Raw genomic sequence first — 20,336 nt, 5'->3', positions numbered from 1 at the left:
GTTTTTTCATTTATAAATCTGGATTTCTGAGCGAGTCGGCGCGTTAGCGCAGCGCTTCTAACACCGCGCCATCCTGCTCCATCTGATCAAGACGGGTCAGAAGTTTACGGGTAATTTGCTCAAGCTGATCTTTTTCGGTGGTGCTAAGAGACGACCAGAGCTGATGCAGGCAGTTATGCTGAGGCGGTAACACCTCTTGCAAAAAAGCATGGCCTTTCTCGGTCAATTGCAGATGCAGACAGCGGCGATCGTTATCGCTTTCACGACGTTCGATCCAGCCACGTTTTTCTAACTCATCCGCAATGCGGGTAGCGTTAGTGCGTGACGAGCCAAGCGCGCAACTCAGTTCAGAAGGCTGAATACTGTGGTTTTCCTGAGACTCCAGCGTAATCAACGCCATAAACAACGTCTCGTTAATCCCTTGAGCTTTCAGCATCTTATTGCGGTTTTCCAGCAGCTTGCCCTGCATGTGCATGCATAGGCGAGTCAGAAGCACTTCCTGATAAGGGAACTCTTCGTAGCGGCTGGCGCGAAATTTTAGCATTTGTTCAATGGGCGTAAACGAACTATCCATTTGGGTATAACCTCATTAATTTCAGCCGATATAGTAACGACAGTGACAAATAAAGTAAATGTATTATTTCTTTAAAATGATTGTTTTTATCTATAAGCCAACAAGCATTTTCCAGGCTAATCCATAGCCCAGAGCACTCAGTAAAGTTGGAATGATGATGCTGCGGGTCTTATAGAAGCTTGCGCCCAGTATGACAAACCCCACCAGCGTAGGCACGAACCGACGAGCGTCGTGCATCACTTCTGGCGCGGTAGACACCACCAGCAGGGCGCAAATAGATGCAATGCCAATAGTGTCGAGTAATATGCCCGTCGCGCCGCGCTTCGTCGGGCGAACATTGCCCACCCCAAGACGGAGTGGCAAATAGCGAAAACAGTAATTAACGCAGCCGACCAACAGGCCAAGTAGCAGAACCTCATAGCTCATCAGGACCTCCCTGCCAAAATGACTGGATGAGCGCCGTCAGGCATCCGCAGACAATACCTGCAAGGATAGCGGCAGGTATGGAAAACAGCATGACGCCAGCCAGCGCCCCGGCCAGGGAGGCAGTCACGCAGAGCGCTTGTTTACGTTGGAATGACGCGAGCAGGAAGCTCATAAACAGCGCCGGGAGCATGAATCCCAGTGCCGCTTCAACCGCCGGGTAATCCTTGAGTAAACCACTGCCGGAAAACGCGCCGATCACCGTACCAAACACCCAGGAGGCCCAGGAGCACAGTGCGATGCCGATCATCCAGTTTTCACTCCAGCGCCGATTATCCCGGACCAGTTTTGCCGTTGCGGCGGCAAAGACTTCATCGGTAAGGCCAAAAGCCCACAGTGCACTTTTGGGTTTACTCAGTCGCTGGGCTATTCGGCTGCGCAGGGAAGGGCCGTACAAAACATGGCGGACATCCATGGCCATGACGGTAAGGGCGGCGACCCACAGCGAACTGCCCGCAGCGAGCATGGTGGTAATGACAAACTGGCTGGCTCCCGCATAGATAATGCAGGAGAAAAAGACGCTTTCACCCGGCGTAAAGCCAAGGCGAGTGGCATTGAGACCAAATGCAAAAGCGACCGGAATATAGCTGATGACTATTGGCAGGCTGTCTTTGAATCCTTCCGTTAACGTTGCCGAACAGGATTCAGACTGGGGTACAGGGCTTTCCATAGGGTTATAGGTTTCATTACCGAAATTAATATAACTTGGCTCAATGAGTTATAACCTTAGCAGACTGATGGGCTCCTTAACACCCTGTGGAGCCCAATCAGCGGTAAACATGCACTATACGCTTAATTTACGGCTTCCTGACGGTGAAAACCTCGCCACCAGACCACCAGGTTGAGTACGGCAACGGTCGTACCCGCCAGACAAACGCCAGCCCACCCGGCATGCTGCCAGGCGGAGGCTGAAATTAGCGAACCTGCCGCTCCGCCAATAAAATAGCTGGTCATGTATCCGGCGGTCAGGCGATTACGCGCATCCGGATGAATGTGATAGATAACCGTCTGGTTGGTGATGTGTACTCCCTGAACGGTGAGGTCCAACACCAGAATGCCGATAATCAGCATGGGGACGGAAGTGTGCCCAAGCCAAATAGCAAGCCAGGAGAGCAGCAGTAATAGCAGCCCCATAGTTGTGGTCAGGTGGGATTTACCCTTATCGGCAAAACCGCCTGCCGGACGTGCGCCTAATGCACCTGCGGCACCCGCCAGACCGAACAGACCAATCATGCCTTCTGAATAGTTAAACGGCGGTGCGGCGAGCAAAAACGCCATTGATGTCCATAGGATACTGAAATTGGCAAAGGTCAGACAGCCCAGCATCGCGCGGGTACGCAGCAGTTTATCGTGGATAAACAGGCTGAATACCGAACCCAGAAGTTGCGGGTAGTTAAGATGCGTTTCTGATTTCATCTTCGGCAGACCGCGCCACAGCGCAATCGCCATCAGCGCCATTAATACCGATGCCACCCAAAACACGGTGCGCCAGCCGCCCAAATTGGCCAGTAATCCCGCTACGGTGCGTGCCAGCAGAATGCCCAACAGCAGTCCGCTCATAATCGTGCCGACAACTTTACCGCGCTTGTCTGGCGTGGCAAGTGTCGCCGCCAGCGGAACTAAAATCTGTGCGACTACCGAGAACAGTCCGGTCAGAGCGGTGCCGAGGATCAGCATACCCAGTGACTGACTGCTGGCGGTAATCAGCATGCCACCAGCCGCGAGCAACGTCATGGAGACGATCAGCATCCGACGTTCGAACATATCGCCAAGCGGGACTAAAAACAGCAGACCAGCGGCGTAGCCGAGTTGGGCCGCGGTGACGATAAACCCTGCGGTACTGGCAGATAGCGAAAAGTTGCGCGCAATGGTATCAAGCAGCGGTTGCGCATAATAGTTACTGGCGACGGCAAGGCCGGTGGCGATAGACATTAACAGGATCAGCGAAGGGCTAAGTCCCTGAGTGGTTTTCGTCATTGTTTTCAACTGAGTAATGGGTTGCAGAAAACAATCATAACGGAAGTGATTAAATGTTGCTGATTTGTTGAGTGATGGATTGTGCGATTGGGGGAAGGAGGATAGGCCGGATTAGGTGCATCGCGCCACCATCCGGCATTTATGCGGTTACAGGCCTGATGGCGCTACACTCATCAGGCCTGTGAGTGGATTATTTCTGCGCGGCCAGCGCTTCGTTCACCCAGCCGTCAAACTGCTGCTGGTGGGCTTTGATCCAGCCGTCAACGTGACCCTGCACGTCGGCTTCAGACGCTTTCCCGTCGTGCATCATTGCGTTCTGTGCGTTGATATCCGCCAGCGGCAGCTTCATGATGGCAAACAGTTTCGCCGCAGCCGGGTTTTTCTCCGCCCAGGCTTTATTGGCGACAATATGCATAGTGTTCACCGGGAAGCCGTAGTTGGCACCGTTTGGCAGTTTGGTATCAATATCTTTCTGCTCGCCTGGCAGGGAAGAGAACGGTACCTGCAGCCAGACCACATCTTTACCCGGCTTCATTACGTCGCTGACCCAGTACGGTGTCCAAGTGTAGTAAAGAATGGGTTTACCTTCTTTGAAGCGGGTAATGGTGTCGGCCATCATCGCCGCATAGTTACCGTGGCTGACCTCGACGGTTTTTTCCAGATCGAAAGCTTTGTTCTGGTGGTTGATTACTGCTTCACAGCCCCAGCCCGGTGAACAGCCCATCATATCGGCTTTTCCGTCACCGTTGGTGTCAAAGATTTTAGCGATCTTCGGATCTTTTAACTGGGCGATATTGGTGATTTTATACTGCTCAGCGGTTTTCTTGTCGATCAGATAACCCTGTGCGGCACCTGTAACGAATACCCCCTCGCGATAAAACTTTTTGTCTCCGCCCGCAGCGGCGTACATATCATCATGTAGCGGCTGCCAGTTCACGGCGGTAAAAGTTGCATCGCCAGAGGCAATGGAGGTATAGCCGACGTTGTAGTCAACTTCGCTGGTTTTGTTAACGGTGTAACCCAGTTTCTCCAGCGCACGGGCGACTAATTGCGTCTGGAAGGATTCTTCAGAGATAGTGCTCTGGATTGGCTGTACGGTGATGCCTTTGCCCGGCAGGTCGGCAGCGAAAGTGCTGGTGGAGACAAGGGTGGCAAACGCTGTGGCAATAATTACTTTCTGTCGCATCGTTGTTCCTTATTACACTTCATCCTGAATGATTTTGTGCAAGTTAATGAATTGTAGGCCCGGTAAGCATGCGCCACCGGGCAACGGGTGAATTACTTCGTGAATGGGCGAGTGATAAGCCCAATGGGACCGGTGGTGTACCAGCGACGGTTGCCACGACTACGCGAGTCGCGACCAACGGCCTGCGTCAGGCGATCCAGGATGATGGCGAGGATCACAATCCCAACCCCGCCGACGGTGGCAAGCCCCATATCCAGACGACCGATTCCGCGCAGAACCATCTGGCCCAGTCCGCCGACGGCAATCATCGACGCGATGACGACCATTGAGAGCGCCAGCATCAGCGTCTGGTTAACCCCAGCCATAATGGTGGGCATTGCCAGCGGGAGCTGCACTTTAAACAGCATCTGACGCGGGCTGGCGCCAAACGAGCGCGAGGCTTCAATCAGATCGGCTGGCACCTGGTTAATCCCCAGAATAGTCAGACGCACGATTGGCGGCAGGGCGAAGATAATCGTCACCACTACGCCCGGGACGTTACCAATACCGAACAGCATGACAATCGGCACCAGATAGACAAACGCGGGTGTGGTTTGCATGGCGTCCAGCAGCGGGCGAACAATTTTTGCTGCCCGTGGACTGCGCGCCAACCAGATTCCCATCGGCAGACCGATAACCACGCAGAACAGCAATGCGGTCAACACCAGCGCCAGGGTTATCATGGCCTGCGACCACGCGCCGATGGCACCGATGGCAATTAAGGAAATCAGCGTAGCAACGCCCATCCCCACGCCGGAAATCTGCCAGGCAATCAGCGCGAACAGGATAATCGCTACCGGGGCTGGCATACCTAACAGCAGCTGTTGAAAGCCGTTGAGAATGTAATCCACCGGGACACGAATGCCCTGGAAGACCGGACGGAAATGGGTAACGACCCAGTCGATCCCCTCTGTGACCCAACTGTCCAGCGGGATCAGCGTTTTATGGAACGGATCCATAATATTGAAATGCTCTGGTGCCGGCGCGGGTGCACTGGTCAGCCAGTCCGCGCCACCGCCGTCAGTGGGCGCGCCTGATGGCGTACTCCATGCATCGGCATTTTGTGCGGCACTGTCGGCCGCTGGTGTGGTGTCCCACGGATTAGTTTGATCAGCCATTGTTTACCCCCTCACGATCTAAAGCCTGTAACAGCATGCGTTTTGAAATGACGCCCACATACTGCTGTTCCTCATCTACAACCGGCACCGCGCACGGGGCCTGACCGACATGAGAAAGCAACTCGCTGAGAGGGGTTTGTGCATCTACGGCTAACGGCTCATCGATCAATGCCGCTTCAATACCTTGCGCCTGACTTAACGCTGTTTTTAATGAGTCGATAGAGACAACGCCAACGAATTTATTGCCGCGTTCGATCACGTAACCATATTCGCGATCTTTGTCCTGCAATAATTGCAGCGCTGAACGTGGACCCACCCCGGGCGTTTTACGAATTAAACCCTCGGGGCTACGGCGTGAAATATCTTTCGCACTGAAGACCTGGCTAATATCAACGCCGCGGAAGAAGGTGCGTACATAATCATTGGCTGGATTATTCAGGATTTCATCCGGCGTGCCGACCTGGACCACTTCACCGTTTTGCATAATGGCAATTCTGTCGCCAATACGCATAGCTTCGTCGAGGTCATGCGATATAAAGACCACGGTGCGTTGATGCTTCGCCTGTAGTTTTACCAGCTCATCCTGCATCTCAGTACGAATTAATGGGTCGAGGGCTGAGAAGGCCTCATCCATTAATAAGATGTCAGGGTTAATGGCTAATGCGCGGGCGAGGCCTACACGCTGGCGCATCCCTCCGGAAAGTTCATCCGGGTAGCCGTGAGCATAATTCTCCAGACCAACCTGACGCAGCGCATCTAACGCTTTTTCACGACGTTCATCCGCACCTACGCCGGCTAATTCCATACCGAATGCCGTATTGTCGAGAACCGTCATGTGCGGCATCAGGGCAAAGGACTGGAACACCATCGCAATCTTTTTTCTGCGCACCTCGCGAAGCTCAGCATCGGATATTCGGGCGATGTCTACGCCGTCAATCAATACCTGTCCGCGGGTGGGTTCAATCAGGCGATTGAGAAGGCGTACCATTGTGGATTTACCCGAACCGGATAATCCCATGATGACAAATATCTCGCCTTCTTCAATGGCCAGACTGGCGTTCTTAACGCCAAGCGATAGCCCCGTTTTATCCAGAATCTGCTCTTTTGAAAGTCCTTTTTCAATATATTTGAAGGCTCTCTGGGGATGCTCTCCAAATATCTTATAGAGATTTTTAACTTCTAATTTAATTGCCATGCAATAGAATGATTCCTGTTATTTGTTTATATCGATATATTACCTGATGGAAATAGTGACCTTTTTCTACCCTAACATACTGAGAATCTGAGACAACCCTGAATTTGGTTGTGGCATGAATATTGCCGAAGGCCAGGCGGCGGGACTTCCCGTGATATAAGGGCTGAGCGCGAATGCGGGCGGGTTAATATTTTTTGTAAATGCCAATGAAAAATCGCCTGAATTGCTGGAATGCAGGCGAATAATGCGGCTGATATTGAGTGTAGATCACACAATTATATTTGCACGACAAAAGTGTGATCCTGTTAAAATATTTCCGCGAAAAATGTACGGTATTTCCCGCAGAATTGATTGCTAGAAATTCCAGTCGTCGTCTTCGGTTTCGACTGCTTTTCCCATCACATAGGATGAGCCAGAACCCGAGAAAAAATCGTGGTTTTCATCAGCGTTGGGCGACAGCGCGGCAAGGATTGCCGGGTTAACCTCCGCCATTTCAGGTGGAAATAGCGCCTCATACCCCAAATTCATTAATGCCTTATTGGCGTTGTAGCAAAGGAAGGCTTTGACGTCATCCACCCAGCCTGTTTCTGCATACAATTCTTCCGTATAGCGCGCTTCGTTATCATACAATTCCATCAGCAGATCGAAGGCAAAGTTCTTTAACTCCTCGCGTGCGGACTCGGAAATATGCTCCAGACCTTTTTGATATTTATAACCAATGTAATACCCATGAACGGCCTCATCACGAATAATCAGGCGAATAAGATCGGCTGTATTGGTCAATTTTCCGCGGCTGGAAAAATACATCGGTAACCAGAAGCCGGAATAGAACAGGAAGGATTCCAGAAACACGCTGGCAATTTTCTTCTTCAACGGTTCGTCGCTGGCGTAATGTGCCAAAACGATCTGCGCCTTGCGCTGGAGTGGGATATTTTCTTCACTCCAGGCGTAAGCTGCATCCACATCTTTGGTCTGGCAAAGGGTGGAGAAAATAGAGCTGTATGAACGGGCGTGCACCGCCTCCATAAAGCTGATATTCGACAGCACCGCCTCTTCATGCGGTGTTAACGAATCAGCCATTAACGCTGGTGCTCCGGCAACATTCTGAATGGTGTCGAGCAGCGTCAGCCCGGTAAAAACGCGGATTGTTAGCTGCTGTTCGGCGGCGTTCAACGTTTGCCAGGCCGGAATGTCATTGGAGAGCGGGACCTTTTCCGGGAGCCAGAAGTTACTGGTCAGACGGTTCCATACCTCAAGATCTTTATCATCCTCAATCTTGTTCCAGTTGATGGCGCTCACGCGGGATAATGTCATTTTCTCCTCCTTACAGCGCGCATGACACGCAGCCTTCTATTTCGGTGCCTTCCAGCGCCAACTGGCGTAGTCGGATGTAGTACAGGGATTTGATGCCCTTACGCCAGGCGTAAATCTGCGCTTTATTGATATCACGCGTGGTGGCGGTATCGGGGAAAAAGAGCGTCAGTGAAAGCCCCTGATCGACATGGCGTGTTGCTTCTGCGTAGGTATCAATGATTTTTTGTGGACCGATCTCATAGGCATCCTGATACAAGGCCAGATTCTCATTGGTCATAAACGGGGCAGGGTAGTAAACGCGCCCGGTTTTACCCTCTTTGCGAATCTCCACTTTCGACACGATCGGGTGAATGCTTGACGTGGCATGATTGATGTAGGAGATAGAACCGGTGGGGGGAACCGCCTGTAAATTCTGGTTATAAATGCCGTAGCGCATCACATCTTCACGCAGCTGTGACCACATCTCGCGCGTCGGCAGCGTAATGCCGCTGGCGGCAAACAGCGTGCGAACCTTGTCGGTTTTTGGCTGCCAGTCGCCCTGCAGATACTGGTTAAAATATTCGCCGCTGGCGTAGCGCGACTGTTTGAATCCGGCAAAGGTTTGACCGCGCTCGCGGGCGATCTTCATTGACGTATTCAGCGCATGCCAGGTGATGGTGTAGAAATAGAGATTGGTGAAATCCAGCCCTTCCGGCGAACCGTAGGCGATCCCCTCCCGCGCCAGATACCCGTGCAGATTCATCTGCCCAAGACCAATTGCGTGCGACGCGCTGTTTCCGGTCTCAATCGAGGGCACGCTGCGGATATGGCTCATGTCCGAAACGGCGGTTAAGCCACGAACCGCCGTTTCCACGGTACGACCAAAGTCGGGTGAATCCATGGTATGGGCAATGTTTAACGAGCCGAGATTGCAGGAAATATCGTGCCCGGTCTGTGCGTAATTGAGATTTTCATCGTAGGTAGAGGCACTGTTAACCTGCAAAATCTCCGAGCACAGGTTGCTCATATTGATCCGACCGGCAATCGGATTGGCGCGATTCACCGTATCTTCAAACATGATGTAAGGATAGCCAGACTCAAACTGGATCTCGGCCAGCCGCTGGAAGAAATCGCGGGCGTTAATGAATTTTTTGCGCACACGTTCGTCGGCAACCAGTTCGTCATACCGCTCACTCACGGCGATATCACCGAACGGTTTGCCGTAAATCCGTTCCACGTCATACGGTGAGAACAGCGCCATTCGGGCATTTTCTTTCGCCAGTTGAAAGGTAACATCCGGGATCACCACGCCAAGCGAGAGCGTTTTGATGCGGATTTTCTCGTCGGCGTTTTCGCGCTTGGTATCGAGAAAACGTAAAATATCCGGATGGTGTGCGTGCAGATACACCGCCCCCGCACCCTGACGTGCCCCGAGTTGATTCGCATAAGAAAACGCATCTTCCAGCATTTTCATTACTGGGATCACCCCAGATGACTGGTTCTCAATGCGCTTTATGGGCGCTCCTGCCTCGCGCAGGTTGGAGAGTAAAAATGCCACGCCGCCGCCGCGTTTGGAGAGCTGAAGTGCGGAGTTGACCGCCCGACCAATAGACTCCATGTTGTCTTCAATACGCAACAGGAAGCAGGAGACCAGCTCACCGCGTTGCTGTTTGCCGCAGTTTAAAAAGGTTGGTGTGGCGGGCTGAAAGCGCCCGGAAAGCATTTCATCGGTCAGCTGCATCGCGAGCGTTTCATCGCCCTGCGCCAGCGTGAGCGCCACCATTGTGACCCGATCCTCAAAGTCTTCGAGATAGCGCTTACCGTCGAACGTTTTCAGCGTATAGCTGGTGTAGAACTTCCATGCGCCGAGGAACGTCTGGAAACGGAATCCGCTGGCGTGGGCGTGGTTGAATAGCTTCAGCACGAACGCGCGATCGTAGCGGGCTAACACGCTGGCATCGTAATAGCCTTCATCCACCAACGTTTCCAGGCGCTCCTGCTGGCTGGCAAACGCCATCGAGTTTGGGCGGACGTGGGAGGCAAAGAAAGCCTCCACCGCCTGATGGTCTTTGTCGAACTGAATGCGCCCGGCTTTATCGTACAGATTCAGCATGGCGTTCAGGGCGTGATAATCTAGCGTTGGCTGCATTACACGTTCTGCGGTTGTTGTTGCCAAAATTCGCTCACTCCTTTTCGAACGTTGTCGATATCGCTTTGGGTGCCCATCAGCTCAAAGCGATAGAGCCACGGCACGCCGCATTTTTGTGAGATGACATCACCCGCGCGACCGTAGGCGTCACCGAAATTACGATTGCCGGAGGCGATCACTCCACGGATTAACGCCCGGTTGTGCGTATCGTTTAAAAAGCGGATCACCTGTCTTGGGACCGCGCCAGCAGTGCCGCCGCCACCGTAGGACGGCACGATTAATATGTAAGGTTCGTCTACCCGGATCCGCTCGCGTTCGTTAAGCGGAATGCGGATGGCTGGCAGCCCCAGACGCTGCATAAAGCGGTGCGTATTTTCGGAGCTGCTGGAGAAGTAGACGAGCTGACTCATGCGCTGGCCACACGGTGTTCCGGATGCAGACGGTTGATCATGTCCGGGCGAAACCCTGACCAACTGGTTTCACCCGCGACCACGACCGGTAGCTGGCGAAACCCTTGATCGCGCAGGCTATCAGCCAAATCGGGTTGTAAATCGACGTTTACCATCTCAAAGTCAAAACCACGGCTTTCCATTGCCCGTTTGGTGGCGTGGCACTGAACACAGTTATTGCGAGTGTAAATAATAATGCGCATGATTCGTATTTCCATTTAAAAATAAAAGATCGGCGCGATAGAGGGCGTCGGGTTGTGTGTGTCCTGATAGGAGAGATACTAGATGTAGTTTTAAAAAGATTCAACCATACAAGATATGGGAATTTTAGATTGATGATGAGCTGGGTGATGAGCGTGGCGGGGGAAGTGATATGTACCATCGCAGGTTGCCGGATGACGACGCGTCGCGTCTAATCCGGCCTACAGGAAAGTACTTCCCGGGCCGGATAAGGCATTTATGTCGCCATCCGGCAGCGCAGAATCACATGCGCATCCCCACCGCCAGACGGTTAAAGCAGTTCATCAGGCTAATGGCAAATGTCAGGTCGCTAATTTCTTTCGCGCTGAAATGGTCGAGCAGCGGCAGATAAACGTCATCTTCGGCGTGAGTAGTGGCAATCTGGGTGACCGATTCGGCCCACGCCAGCGCCGCACGTTCCTGCTCGCTGAAGTGGTGACTCACCCGCCAGCCTGCCAGTGCGTCCAGTTTGGCCTGCGCAACACCGGATTTGCGCAGTGCTTTACTGTGCATTTCCAGACAAAAGGCGCAGCCGTTGATTTGCGAAACCCGCAGGTAAATCAGTTCCGTCAACGTAGGTTCCAGCGCGCAGTTTTCCAGCGCTTGGCTTGCCTGAACCAGAGCGTTATAGATTTCAGGACTGAGTTCGTAATAGGGCTGGCGTAACATTGTCATGGTATTTCTCCTCGTTTGGATGACCCGCAATGTAGCACTATAATGGACTGCAACAGAGAGCCATATTGTTGCCAAAAAAGCAGACCATAAATGCCACGTTATCAGCAAATCGCCCGTCAGTTAAAAAACGCAATTGAGAAAGGCGAACTCAAGCCTGGCACCAGATTGCCCTCCAGCCGGACCTGGGCCCAGGAGCTGGGAGTATCACGCTCGACGGTGGAAAATGCCTATGCAGAGCTGGTGGCGCAGGGCTGGCTCGCGCGGCGTGGGCAGGCAGGAACGTTTGTCAGTGAGCAACTGCGACCAGAAAGGGCGCCTGCATCGCCTGCCATCTTCGCCGGAGAAAATCCCAGACCGCAACCTTTTCAGATGGGATTACCCGCACTCGATCTTTTTCCGCGTGAAGTCTGGGCACGGGTGATGGGACGGCGTTTACGCACCCAAACGCGTTTTGATCTGGCGGTGGGCGATGTATGTGGCGAACGGGTGTTACGCCAGGCAATTGTTGATTACCTGCGTGTTTCACGCAGCATTGAATGTCAGCCAGAACAGATTTTTATCACTTCAGGCTATGCGGCATCAATGACGTTAATCCTGCGCGCTCTGGCGCATCCCGGTGAGGGAATGTGGGTCGAAGATCCCGGTTTTCCGCTGATCCGGCCCGTGGTGGCTCAGGAACGCATTGAGTTGATGCCGGTAGCGGTGGATGCCGATGGTCTGGATGTCAGCGCCGGGATCCGTGACTACCCGCAGGCGCGTTTTGTACTGCTCACTCCCGCACATCAAAGTCCTCTGGGGGTAGCACTGTCTTTGGACCGTCGCCACCAGTTGCTGGAGTGGGCGACTCGCGCGCAGGCGTGGGTAATCGAAGATGACTATGACAGTGAATTTCGTTACCACGGTAAGCCGTTGCCGCCGCTAAAAAGTCTGGATGCGCCTCAGCGGGTGATTTATGCCGGAACGTTCAGCAAATCGATGTTTCCGGCTTTGCGTACGGCATGGCTGGTGGTGCCCCCGACTCAGGTCGATTATTTTCGTCAGCAGGCGGCGCTAACGGCCTGTAGCGTTCCGGTTTTATGGCAGCAAACGCTGGCAGATTTTATGCAAGACGGCCACTTCTGGCGGCACTTAAAACGTATGCGCCAGCATTATGCCGAACGACGACAATGGATGGAAAACGCCCTGACTGAACAAGGATTTAGCGTCATTCCTCAGGAAGGTGGGATTCAACTGGTGATGAGTGTAGACGGAGATGATATTGCGCTGGTGCGCAAAGCGAATCAGGCCGGGTTAGCGGTTCAGGCGCTAAGCCGCTGGCGAATAACGTCAGAAGGAAAGGGTGGAATATTGCTGTCATTTACCAATATCAGCTCGGCGGAAATGGCGCAACAGGCGGCCTACCAACTGAGGTTGGCGCTGACATAAATCTGTACGGTTCTTAAGATATTCATCTCATCGTGTTCACTCGTTTATGGACTTTTCTGAAAGCGTTGTTAATGCTGAATCAGGTAAGGTAAGCCCGCAGTAAAAGATAACGAGGAAAATAATATGTATTTACGACCTGATGAGGTGGCGCGCGTACTTGAAAAAGTGGGCTTTACCGTTGATGTAGTGACGCAGAAAACGTACGGCTATCGGCGTGGCGAAAATTATGTGTATGTTAATCGTGAAGCTCGCATGGGGCGTACCGCATTAATTATCCATCCCACGTTGAAAGAGCGTAGCTCTTCGCTGGCGGAACCGGCAACGGATATTAAAACTTGCGATCATTACCAGCAATTCCCGCTGTATTTAGCCGGAGAGACTCATGAGCATTATGGTATTCCGCACGGCTTTAGCTCGCGTATTGCGCTTGAACGTTATCTGAGCGGGCTGTTTGGCGACGTTAATTCTAACTAATAACGCGACTGGCAGTGCCAGTCGCGAAGAAGCGTGTCAGGCTTTAGCCTGATGATAGCTGCTGACCTTAAACAAGCGGCGGCAATAATCAAGAAAGTAGCCATAGACAGCGCCCATCAGCATTGACACCACGATGTTCGAACTTACTGCAGCTGTAATCTGATGCCAGTCTGCGCCAACCGTCAGCAGAATAATCACATACACCGGCGACTGGAAGGTGACATAAGCCAGCACATCCGCCAGATTTTTTGCCCATCCTGCCTGCGTGGCTTTACGGGCCGCGCGCATGAACAAATCACGATACATGCCGTATGGCCACGCGATCAGTATGTTGACAGGGATAGCGACTAATCTGGAATACAGCGACTGTTCGAAGCTCATTCCAGAAAGGAATATTTCGATCAACATGTTCACGACAGAACAATAAACAACCATCGCGAACGTGTCTGCTACTGCATGACGCAAGCGTGACTGCGGAGAGAACATGTTAATGCTCCTTGTAAAAAGGGGAAAAAAGGTTTTGAATACCTTAACTGCTAGTGATTTGTCTTGCTGCTTTCGCATTTTAATAGGATATCTGACTGGATAATAACTAGCAACTAGCTGAAAATTTTTATTTATTGTCTTTTTGTCGATAAAATGCTCTGCAATGGTTTGTTTTTTGTTCGTTTTGGTGTTTTCGTTGCTGTATTAATTAAAGTCTTTTTAGATCAAAGAGTTATTGTTGCTTGTTTTTCTGAATTTTTTGCGCTCCTTTTCTGAATGTTGACTGATGTGCAATATGTATACTCGTTGGTTCCACGAGATGCTGTGGCTTGTTTCTTAAGTGACGCGCTGAGATACCTTGCAGGTATATTCAAAGCTGCAATCAGGGTAATAGAATATATTGTCTGGGCGATAGCAGAATGGATGCTATAAATATCAGAGTTGGCTATTTGTTTAATGATAAACGAATAAATTAGACTGGAAATATAATAATCAGTTGCATACAATATTTAGAGTAATACCGTTTTTATGTTTTACGTTAAAGAGGTTTTGTTAATATGAGTTCAATGTTAAAAAACTTAAATAATATCCGCTCGCTGCGTGCAATGGCTCGTGAATTTTCCGTTGATGTACTGGAAGATATGCTTGAAAAATTCAGGGTAGTGACCAAAGAACGGCGCGATGAAGAAGAACAGCTACAGCGCCAACGTGCAGAACAGCAGGCAAAAATTAATGCCTTGCTGGCGCAGATGCAGGCAGACGGGATCAGCCCGGAGGAGCTGCTGAGCATAACACCTGCGACGGCACGTTCAGTTAAAAAACGCCAACCGCGCCCGGCGAAATATCGTTTTATCGATCTCAATGGTGAAACGAAAACATGGACCGGACAAGGTCGCACACCGAAGCCAATTGCCCAGGCGCTGGCTGCCGGTAAATCTCTTGATGACTTTTTGATCTAATTGCGAAGGCGGTGAGGAGATCCTCACCGCTTATTTTCAGCAAACGCCGAAATCACCCTCTTCGGTATATCGCGTGACATCAGCTGCTTTCAGCGTAAATTTATCACCGCTTTCATTACTGGCTTGTACCGCCACAATTTGATCGTCATTGACTTCAACAACCTTCAGTTTTGGACCGCCCATACGCGGTTGAACCAGATCGCCAGGTTTAAACATATTGTTGCGCTCCTTTATTTATCATTTATCGCAGAACTCACCATAGATCACGTCAACCGGCGGGTACAGTGCTGTTTCAATGATTACCGCTTAATGAGTACGTCGGTTCCAGGGCATGATGTCCAGTAATCGCGCCATACCGCAAAAGCCGGTCATGCCAGCGAGAATCAGCCCGGCGCCTACAAAACCGCTCAGCAGGAAGAAGGCGCTGCTAACGCTATAGCCCAGAATAACGCCGAGTAGGGCAAGGCTGCCTGCGGCTATCTGCACCTGACGCATCAGCGGTAACGGTTGTGAACTGTCTTTCGCCACCGGCAACCCTGCGGCTTTCCAGCCGTCAATTCCACCTTCCAGCAACCAGACCTGCGCGGGTGCGGCGATGGCGCTCAGTTTTGTTGCCGCATTTTGTGTACGTTTGCCTGACTGGCAGTGAAAAATCACCTGCTCGGCGCGTAAATTCGCTGGCAGCGATCCCTGCTCAAGCGCGGGTAATGGCGCCAGATGTGCCTCAGGAATATGCTCGTGCAGATACTCGTCAGCATCGCGGATATCAATCAGTTTTGCACCCTGCGCGACCAGTGCCTGCGCCTCGCGTGGGGAAATCATCCCAATAGTCATGATGGCTCCTTATGGGCAATACAGTGTTTTTAATGTGGCGATCAACGAATTCACAGCCGCATTTTTAATGGAGTAGAGGATGCGCTGAGCATCGCGCTGGCTTTCTATCAGACCTTCTTCACGCATACGCGCCAGATGCTGGGATGTGGCGGAAGGGCTAAGGCCGGTAACACGGGATAACTCACCCGCGCTGGTACCGGGTGAACCACAGAGCATGCACAAAATCAGCAACCGTTTCGGGTTACTCATCGCTTTTAGCAGGGCGGCAGCCTGTTCAGCGCTGGCCTGGAGTTGTTCAAGTTCAGTCATATGTATTTAAGCATGATCTAAATTAAGCGTATTCTAAAATAAGTAACCAACGTACGCCAGCGTAAAGAGCGTAAAGGAGGGTAAAACAGCCGCGGAATGCTGGCAGAGTTGGGTAGAATGGCTACTCTTAGAGATAAAATCTCTTTTTAAACAATGATTAATTTTTGCTTGTAGGGAGTGTGTATGGGTTTCTGGAGAATCGTTTTTACTATTATTCTGCCCCCGCTTGGCGTGCTGCTGGGGAAGGGATTCGGCTGGGCATTTATCCTCAATATCGTTCTGACGCTGCTGGGCTACATTCCTGGTTTGATCCATGCCTTCTGGATACAGACGCGTAACTAATTCCTTTCTACTACGGCGCTTTGGCGCCGTTTTCTTTGTGCCCCTTTCTCCTCTGCTACACTTTTGGGTGTTGATTGTTAATTACCGAGGTGGATATGGGACTCTTCAATTTTGTAAAAGATGCAGGTGAAAAACTGTGGGATGCAGTCACTGGAAACCATGACACAGCCGATCTGGCAAAAAAAGTGCAGGAACACCTGAACAAAACCGGCATCCCTGATGCGGATAAAGTGGACGTGCAAATTAACGAAGGCAAAGCCACTGTTTCTGGTGAGGGATTAAGTCAGGAAGCGAAAGAAAAAATTCTGATCGCGATTGGTAATATCTCCGGTATCGCCAGCGTAGACGATCAGGTTAAAACCTCTGCACCCGCGAGCGAAAGCCAGTTTTATACCGTGAAATCTGGGGATACCCTGAGCGCTATTGCCAAACAGGTTTACGGTAATGCCAACCTGTATAACCAGATATTTGAAGCGAATAAACCAATGCTGAAAAGCCCGGATAAAATCTATCCTGGGCAGGTTTTACGTATTCCGGAACAGTAATATTATTCAGGCTTATTGCGTCAGCAATTTACCGGACATAGCCTGTTGAATTATCGGAATCGGCGTCAGCAAGTGCTGGCGCATTAATTCGCTGGCGTGCGCGGCATCACGTGCCAGAATCGCTTCGGTCAGCGTCTTGTGCTGATCGTGTTTGTCTTCCAGCATTTCAACCGACAGCACCGTTTTACGTAGCCAGATAAACCGGTAGCGCGCCGCCAGAGAAAACAGCCGTTCACGCATTTGCAACAGATATTGTGAACCACAGCCGGCGACAATCGCCGAGTGAAACGCCTGGTGGCGCTGATCCCACTCGTCGAGCATCTGTTCGCTGGCGTCAATGGCCTCAAGCTTACTGAGCATATGTGCGCGCGCCAGAATTTCAGCTTCCCAGGCGTCGTCGCCGCGTTCAATGGCCAGCGCGACCAGCATGGCTTCCATATTGGCGCGGGCATCGAAAATATCGAGCAACTCCTGCTCTGACATCGGGGCGACACGATACCCTTTCTGATTAACCACCGTCACTAACCGCTCGGCAACTAACTGCGAAAGCGCTTCGCGCAGCGGTCCCACACCTAGCTCATAGCGTGAGGTTAGCAGGCTCATACGCAGTTTTTCATCAGGCTGATACACACCGCGGATGATGTCGTTCTTCAGCCAGCGGTATCCATCAATGGCCGTCGGTTGGGGAATGGCGGTCATGGTCATACTCCTGAAAGGATTTCCCGGCCTGAGCCGGGAACAGGTTTAATGCGTATTTTGCAATGGTGCTTTTTGCCACGATAGCAGTTTTTTCCAGCGTGACATAATGGGCACGGTGCAAATAATTCCTATGGCTAACAACCCGGTAGAGATAACTTCCAGCTGTTGTGCCGGGCGAAACAGCATGACCACCAGCACAAAGATAATAAACGCGATGACCAGCCAGGTAAGCCACGGATAGAGCCACATTTTCAGTTTAATTTCACCGCCTCGCGCCAGCAGGATTTTGCGCATCCGCAGTTGAGAAACGGCAATGACCAGATACACCAGCAGCGCGATGGCACCGGAGCTGTCGATCAGGAATTTAAATACCTTGGCCGGGGCGTAATAATTGACGATGACGGTGAGGAACGCGGCACCTGTCGACAGTAACACCGCCACATAAGGCGTTTTGCTGCGGTTCGTTTTACCCATAAAGGCGGGGGCATCGCCACGGCGGCTCAGGGAGTAGAGCATACGCGATGACGTATACAGCGCGGAGTTAAGACAGCTGGTCACCGACAGTAAAATGACGCAGTCCATGATCAATTTCGCGTGCGGGATATGCAGTAGCTCCAGCACCGAGCGATAAGAACCGACTTCTTTCAGGCCCGGCATATTCCACGGGATCAGCGCCACCACCACAAAAATAGAGCACAGATAGAAGATAGAGATACGCCAGATAACCGAGTTGGTGGCGCGAACAATATGTTTATCCGGGGTATCGGATTCGGCGGCGGCGATGGTAACTATCTCCGCGCCCATAAAGGAGAACATGGTGATTAACATCGCGCTGATCACGGCGCCAAAACCGTTGGGCATAAAGCCGCCCTGATCCCACAGGCGTGAAACTCCGCTAACTTCGGCATAAGGGTAGAAACCGCTAATCGCCGCCGCACCGAGGGTAATAAACGCCAGAATGGCAACCACTTTGCACAGCGCCAGCCAGAACTCGAATTCACCGTAATTTTTAACGCTCAGCAAGTTACTGCCGGTTAACGCCAGCGTGATAACCAGAGAAAACAGCCAGATAGGAATGCCCGGTACCCAGGAGTGCAGAATGATGGCGGCAATATTCGCTTCCAGAGGGATAACTAACACCCAGAACCACCAGTACAACCAGCCGATGGTGTAACCCGCCCACGGGCCAATGGCCTTATCGGCGTAAGTGGAAAAAGAACCGGTATCCGGGGTGGCAACGGCCATTTCGGCCAGCATGCGCATAATCATCACCACCAGCAATCCGGCGAACAGATAGGCTAATAATACTGCGGGACCGGCTTCTGCAATCGCCACACTTGAACCGACGAACAAACTTGCGCCGATTACCCCGGCAATAGACAGCATGGTGACGTGGCGTGATTTCAGCCCGCCCCCTAAATCATGTGATTGTGACACTTGCCCCATCTTTAAACCTCGTTATTGTTATTGACGTCGCTTCCTGCACCTTACCCGTAGGCCCGGTAAGCGTAGCGCCACCGGGCATCACAACATTGCCGGATGGCAGCGCTTGCGCTTTATCCGGCCTACAATTTCACGTTTTTATTCGGGGGGTTAACCCTGCTTTGCCTCGGCAAAACACTGGGCGATAATGTCCAGCCCCTGGCGGATTTGCGCATCTTCAATGGTCAGCGGGACAAGAATGCGCAGCACGTTGTAGTAAGGTCCGCAGGAGAGCAGGATCAGTCCTTTCTCACGTGCACGCGCCACTACTTCCGCAGTCAGTTTGGCGTCTGGTTTCGTGCGATCGCCATCTTCGAACAGTTCGATAGCAATCATCGCGCCCAGCCCGCGTACGTCGCCAATCTCGCGATGGGTTTCCGCGATAGCCAGCAGGCCTTCGCGCAGGGTTTGTCCCAGCTCGTTGGCTTTTTGCAACAGATTTTCCTGCTCGAAAATGTTCAGTACCGCCAGCGCGGCGGCGCAGGCAATTGGGTTACCGGCATAGGTACCGCCAAGACCGCCCGGTGGGATTGCGTCCATGACTTCGGCGCGTCCGGTCACGCCCGCCAGCGGGAAGCCGCCGGCGATGGATTTGGCGAAGGTGGTGAGATCGGGTGCAACGCCCATCTGCTCCATGGCAAACAGCGTACCGGTGCGACCCGCACCGCTCTGTACTTCATCGGCAATCAGCATGATCCCGTGTTCGTCACAAATGGCGCGCAGCCGTTGCATAAAGGAAGGAGAGGCCGCGTAAAAACCGCCTTCGCCTTGAACGGGTTCAATCACGATGGCGGCGACGTCTTCTGGCGCGGCATCGTTTTTGAAAATGCGGTGAATGCTGGCGATAGCATCATCTTCACTGATGCCGTGCAGCGGGCAAGGATAAAGCGCACGATACACGTGGCCCGGCATCAGCCCCATTCCGGCGGAGTACGGATTGACTTTCCCGGTCAGTGACAGGGTGTAGTGGGTACGACCGTGGTAAGCGCCGCTAAAGGCGATAGTCCCCGTACGCTTGGTGGCGGCGCGGGCGATTTTCACCGCGTTTTCCACCGCTTCAGAGCCGGTGGTCACCAGCAGGGTTTTCTTGGCGAAATCACCCGGCACTTTCTTATTCATGATTTCACACAGCTCCAGGTACGGCTCATAGGCCAGCACCTGGAAACAGGTATGAGACAGCTTTTTCAACTGCGCTTCTACCGCAGAGACGATCTGCGGATGCAGGTGACCGGTGTTCAGCACCGCAATACCGCCAGCAAAGTCGAGGAATTCACGGCCTTCAACGTCCCAGACCCGACAGTTTTCTGCCCGCTCGGCAAAAATAGGGTGGATCTGTCCTACGCCACGGGGAACGGCGTTGCTGCGACGTTGCATGAGTTCTTTGTTGGTGCTCATCAGGTGTT

At 52.2% G+C, this 20,336-nt stretch carries 24 protein-coding genes; 5 read left to right on the top strand and 19 right to left on the bottom strand.

All coding sequences use genetic code 11. The annotated features are described in order from the left end of the window. Window positions 1–43 precede the first annotated feature (43 nt). The 12 genes from emrR to OGX94_RS18895 form a co-directional block, all read right to left on the bottom strand. The gene (gene emrR, locus OGX94_RS18950) at window positions 44–574 is read right to left on the bottom strand and encodes a multidrug efflux transporter EmrAB transcriptional repressor EmrR (protein WP_003037300.1); all 531 of its coding nucleotides are present in this window, start codon (window positions 572–574) and stop codon (window positions 44–46) included. Between the two features lie 90 nt (window positions 575–664). After that, entirely contained in the window at window positions 665–1,000 is a 336-nt protein-coding gene (gene ygaH / locus OGX94_RS18945; RefSeq protein WP_003825969.1) for an L-valine transporter subunit YgaH, read from the bottom strand. Beyond that, window positions 990–1,727: an AzlC family ABC transporter permease gene (locus OGX94_RS18940; RefSeq protein ID WP_257662027.1), complete on the bottom strand. Its 738-nt coding sequence runs from the start codon at window positions 1,725–1,727 to the stop codon at window positions 990–992. Before OGX94_RS18940 ends, ygaH begins: the two co-directional genes overlap by 11 nt. Window positions 1,728–1,849: 122 nt before the next feature. Then, window positions 1,850–3,034 (bottom strand): MFS transporter, encoded by a 1,185-nt coding sequence (locus OGX94_RS18935; RefSeq protein ID WP_257662026.1) that lies wholly within the window; start codon window positions 3,032–3,034, stop codon window positions 1,850–1,852. A gap of 190 nt (window positions 3,035–3,224) precedes the next feature. Next, window positions 3,225–4,220 carry a glycine betaine/L-proline ABC transporter substrate-binding protein ProX gene (gene proX / locus OGX94_RS18930; RefSeq protein WP_003825976.1) on the bottom strand — a complete coding sequence of 332 codons (996 nt, stop codon included), beginning with the start codon at window positions 4,218–4,220 and terminating at the stop codon, window positions 3,225–3,227. A gap of 92 nt (window positions 4,221–4,312) precedes the next feature. After that, window positions 4,313–5,377: a glycine betaine/L-proline ABC transporter permease ProW gene (proW, locus tag OGX94_RS18925; protein ID WP_008785611.1), complete on the bottom strand. Its 1,065-nt coding sequence runs from the start codon at window positions 5,375–5,377 to the stop codon at window positions 4,313–4,315. Beyond that, window positions 5,370–6,572, bottom strand: a complete 1,203-nt coding sequence (gene proV / locus OGX94_RS18920) for a glycine betaine/L-proline ABC transporter ATP-binding protein ProV (protein WP_003037282.1) — start codon at window positions 6,570–6,572, stop codon at window positions 5,370–5,372. Before proV ends, proW begins: the two co-directional genes overlap by 8 nt. A gap of 354 nt (window positions 6,573–6,926) precedes the next feature. Beyond that, window positions 6,927–7,886 carry a class 1b ribonucleoside-diphosphate reductase subunit beta gene (gene nrdF / locus OGX94_RS18915; RefSeq protein WP_193134570.1) on the bottom strand — a complete coding sequence of 320 codons (960 nt, stop codon included), beginning with the start codon at window positions 7,884–7,886 and terminating at the stop codon, window positions 6,927–6,929. 10 nt (window positions 7,887–7,896) lie between these two features. Then, window positions 7,897–10,041 (bottom strand): class 1b ribonucleoside-diphosphate reductase subunit alpha, encoded by a 2,145-nt coding sequence (nrdE, locus tag OGX94_RS18910; RefSeq protein ID WP_193134568.1) that lies wholly within the window; start codon window positions 10,039–10,041, stop codon window positions 7,897–7,899. Continuing rightward, window positions 10,014–10,424 (bottom strand): class Ib ribonucleoside-diphosphate reductase assembly flavoprotein NrdI, encoded by a 411-nt coding sequence (gene nrdI, locus OGX94_RS18905; protein WP_063940985.1) that lies wholly within the window; start codon window positions 10,422–10,424, stop codon window positions 10,014–10,016. Before nrdI ends, nrdE begins: the two co-directional genes overlap by 28 nt. Beyond that, the gene (gene nrdH, locus OGX94_RS18900) at window positions 10,421–10,666 is read right to left on the bottom strand and encodes a glutaredoxin-like protein NrdH (protein ID WP_048236625.1); all 246 of its coding nucleotides are present in this window, start codon (window positions 10,664–10,666) and stop codon (window positions 10,421–10,423) included. The genes nrdI and nrdH overlap by 4 nt, the downstream gene beginning before the upstream one ends. 280 nt (window positions 10,667–10,946) lie before the next feature. Beyond that, window positions 10,947–11,378 carry a carboxymuconolactone decarboxylase family protein gene (locus OGX94_RS18895; RefSeq protein WP_003825991.1) on the bottom strand — a complete coding sequence of 144 codons (432 nt, stop codon included), beginning with the start codon at window positions 11,376–11,378 and terminating at the stop codon, window positions 10,947–10,949. A gap of 90 nt (window positions 11,379–11,468) precedes the next feature. Here OGX94_RS18895 and pdxR point away from each other — a divergent pair, with 90 nt between their 5' ends. Together pdxR and OGX94_RS18885 are read left to right on the top strand one after the other, a co-directional pair. Further along, the gene (gene pdxR / locus OGX94_RS18890; protein WP_257662024.1) at window positions 11,469–12,803 is read left to right on the top strand and encodes a MocR-like pyridoxine biosynthesis transcription factor PdxR; all 1,335 of its coding nucleotides are present in this window, start codon (window positions 11,469–11,471) and stop codon (window positions 12,801–12,803) included. Between the two features lie 123 nt (window positions 12,804–12,926). Then, a complete protein-coding gene (locus OGX94_RS18885; protein WP_003037262.1) occupies window positions 12,927–13,277 on the top strand; it encodes a DUF2002 family protein in 351 nt (116 codons plus the stop codon). Between the two features lie 36 nt (window positions 13,278–13,313). On the opposite strand, the gene alaE is transcribed toward OGX94_RS18885, so the two are convergent. Then, window positions 13,314–13,763: an L-alanine exporter AlaE gene (gene alaE / locus OGX94_RS18880; protein ID WP_003037259.1), complete on the bottom strand. Its 450-nt coding sequence runs from the start codon at window positions 13,761–13,763 to the stop codon at window positions 13,314–13,316. A gap of 557 nt (window positions 13,764–14,320) precedes the next feature. On the opposite strand from alaE, the gene stpA reads away from it, so the two are divergent. Next, window positions 14,321–14,722 (top strand): DNA-binding protein StpA, encoded by a 402-nt coding sequence (stpA, locus tag OGX94_RS18875; RefSeq protein ID WP_008785604.1) that lies wholly within the window; start codon window positions 14,321–14,323, stop codon window positions 14,720–14,722. Between the two features lie 36 nt (window positions 14,723–14,758). On the opposite strand, the gene OGX94_RS18870 is transcribed toward stpA, so the two are convergent. From OGX94_RS18870 to OGX94_RS18860, 3 genes are all read right to left on the bottom strand, one after another. Beyond that, a complete protein-coding gene (locus OGX94_RS18870; RefSeq protein WP_003825999.1) occupies window positions 14,759–14,938 on the bottom strand; it encodes a GDFGVC terminal motif YodC-like protein in 180 nt (59 codons plus the stop codon). Between the two features lie 90 nt (window positions 14,939–15,028). Next, a complete protein-coding gene (locus OGX94_RS18865) occupies window positions 15,029–15,556 on the bottom strand; it encodes a rhodanese family protein (protein ID WP_257662023.1) in 528 nt (175 codons plus the stop codon). A 9-nt stretch (window positions 15,557–15,565) separates the two neighbouring features. Continuing rightward, the gene (locus OGX94_RS18860) at window positions 15,566–15,865 is read right to left on the bottom strand and encodes an ArsR/SmtB family transcription factor (RefSeq protein WP_257662022.1); all 300 of its coding nucleotides are present in this window, start codon (window positions 15,863–15,865) and stop codon (window positions 15,566–15,568) included. Window positions 15,866–16,048: 183 nt separating this feature from the next. Between OGX94_RS18860 and OGX94_RS18855 the strand changes: the two genes are divergently transcribed. Next, complete coding sequence (locus OGX94_RS18855; protein ID WP_003037242.1) at window positions 16,049–16,207, top strand: YqaE/Pmp3 family membrane protein; 159 nt, start codon at window positions 16,049–16,051, stop codon at window positions 16,205–16,207. Between the two features lie 95 nt (window positions 16,208–16,302). Beyond that, on the top strand, window positions 16,303–16,752 hold the full coding sequence (gene lysM / locus OGX94_RS18850) for a peptidoglycan-binding protein LysM (RefSeq protein ID WP_063940987.1): 450 nt from the start codon (window positions 16,303–16,305) through the stop codon (window positions 16,750–16,752). Between the two features lie 12 nt (window positions 16,753–16,764). On the opposite strand, the gene csiR is transcribed toward lysM, so the two are convergent. From csiR to gabT, 3 genes are all read right to left on the bottom strand, one after another. Beyond that, a complete protein-coding gene (csiR, locus tag OGX94_RS18845; protein ID WP_148361574.1) occupies window positions 16,765–17,451 on the bottom strand; it encodes a DNA-binding transcriptional regulator CsiR in 687 nt (228 codons plus the stop codon). Between the two features lie 45 nt (window positions 17,452–17,496). Next, complete coding sequence (gene gabP, locus OGX94_RS18840; RefSeq protein ID WP_032944690.1) at window positions 17,497–18,897, bottom strand: GABA permease; 1,401 nt, start codon at window positions 18,895–18,897, stop codon at window positions 17,497–17,499. 147 nt (window positions 18,898–19,044) lie between these two features. Further along, window positions 19,045–20,328, bottom strand: a complete 1,284-nt coding sequence (gene gabT, locus OGX94_RS18835) for a 4-aminobutyrate--2-oxoglutarate transaminase (RefSeq protein WP_003826013.1) — start codon at window positions 20,326–20,328, stop codon at window positions 19,045–19,047. Window positions 20,329–20,336: the final 8 nt, after the last annotated feature.

The sequence above is a fragment of the Citrobacter sp. Cpo037 genome (assembly GCF_030332945.1).
Taxonomy (GTDB): Bacteria; Pseudomonadota; Gammaproteobacteria; order Enterobacterales; family Enterobacteriaceae; genus Citrobacter; species Citrobacter portucalensis.
The sequence above is the reverse complement of the archived record's forward strand: the minus strand, read 5'-3'. Positions and strand labels throughout refer to the sequence as shown.

What these genes read in the sequence shown, in the direction of transcription:
- emrR (WP_003037300.1), bottom strand. Translation starts at nt 574, where the DNA reads ATGGATAGTTCGTTTACGCCCATTGAACAAATGCTAAAATTTCGCGCC.
- ygaH (WP_003825969.1), bottom strand. Translation starts at nt 1,000, where the DNA reads ATGAGCTATGAGGTTCTGCTACTTGGCCTGTTGGTCGGCTGCGTTAAT.
- OGX94_RS18940 (WP_257662027.1), bottom strand. Translation starts at nt 1,727, where the DNA reads ATGGAAAGCCCTGTACCCCAGTCTGAATCCTGTTCGGCAACGTTAACG.
- OGX94_RS18935 (WP_257662026.1), bottom strand. Translation starts at nt 3,034, where the DNA reads ATGACGAAAACCACTCAGGGACTTAGCCCTTCGCTGATCCTGTTAATG.
- proX (WP_003825976.1), bottom strand. Translation starts at nt 4,220, where the DNA reads ATGCGACAGAAAGTAATTATTGCCACAGCGTTTGCCACCCTTGTCTCC.
- proW (WP_008785611.1), bottom strand. Translation starts at nt 5,377, where the DNA reads ATGGCTGATCAAACTAATCCGTGGGACACCACACCAGCGGCCGACAGT.
- proV (WP_003037282.1), bottom strand. Translation starts at nt 6,572, where the DNA reads ATGGCAATTAAATTAGAAGTTAAAAATCTCTATAAGATATTTGGAGAG.
- nrdF (WP_193134570.1), bottom strand. Translation starts at nt 7,886, where the DNA reads ATGACATTATCCCGCGTGAGCGCCATCAACTGGAACAAGATTGAGGAT.
- nrdI (WP_063940985.1), bottom strand. Translation starts at nt 10,424, where the DNA reads ATGAGTCAGCTCGTCTACTTCTCCAGCAGCTCCGAAAATACGCACCGC.
- nrdH (WP_048236625.1), bottom strand. Translation starts at nt 10,666, where the DNA reads ATGCGCATTATTATTTACACTCGCAATAACTGTGTTCAGTGCCACGCC.
- OGX94_RS18895 (WP_003825991.1), bottom strand. Translation starts at nt 11,378, where the DNA reads ATGACAATGTTACGCCAGCCCTATTACGAACTCAGTCCTGAAATCTAT.
- pdxR (WP_257662024.1), top strand. Translation starts at nt 11,469, where the DNA reads ATGCCACGTTATCAGCAAATCGCCCGTCAGTTAAAAAACGCAATTGAG.
- OGX94_RS18885 (WP_003037262.1), top strand. Translation starts at nt 12,927, where the DNA reads ATGTATTTACGACCTGATGAGGTGGCGCGCGTACTTGAAAAAGTGGGC.
- alaE (WP_003037259.1), bottom strand. Translation starts at nt 13,763, where the DNA reads ATGTTCTCTCCGCAGTCACGCTTGCGTCATGCAGTAGCAGACACGTTC.
- stpA (WP_008785604.1), top strand. Translation starts at nt 14,321, where the DNA reads ATGAGTTCAATGTTAAAAAACTTAAATAATATCCGCTCGCTGCGTGCA.
- OGX94_RS18870 (WP_003825999.1), bottom strand. Translation starts at nt 14,938, where the DNA reads ATGTTTAAACCTGGCGATCTGGTTCAACCGCGTATGGGCGGTCCAAAA.
- OGX94_RS18865 (WP_257662023.1), bottom strand. Translation starts at nt 15,556, where the DNA reads ATGACTATTGGGATGATTTCCCCACGCGAGGCGCAGGCACTGGTCGCG.
- OGX94_RS18860 (WP_257662022.1), bottom strand. Translation starts at nt 15,865, where the DNA reads ATGACTGAACTTGAACAACTCCAGGCCAGCGCTGAACAGGCTGCCGCC.
- OGX94_RS18855 (WP_003037242.1), top strand. Translation starts at nt 16,049, where the DNA reads ATGGGTTTCTGGAGAATCGTTTTTACTATTATTCTGCCCCCGCTTGGC.
- lysM (WP_063940987.1), top strand. Translation starts at nt 16,303, where the DNA reads ATGGGACTCTTCAATTTTGTAAAAGATGCAGGTGAAAAACTGTGGGAT.
- csiR (WP_148361574.1), bottom strand. Translation starts at nt 17,451, where the DNA reads ATGACCGCCATTCCCCAACCGACGGCCATTGATGGATACCGCTGGCTG.
- gabP (WP_032944690.1), bottom strand. Translation starts at nt 18,897, where the DNA reads ATGGGGCAAGTGTCACAATCACATGATTTAGGGGGCGGGCTGAAATCA.
- gabT (WP_003826013.1), bottom strand. Translation starts at nt 20,328, where the DNA reads ATGAGCACCAACAAAGAACTCATGCAACGTCGCAGCAACGCCGTTCCC.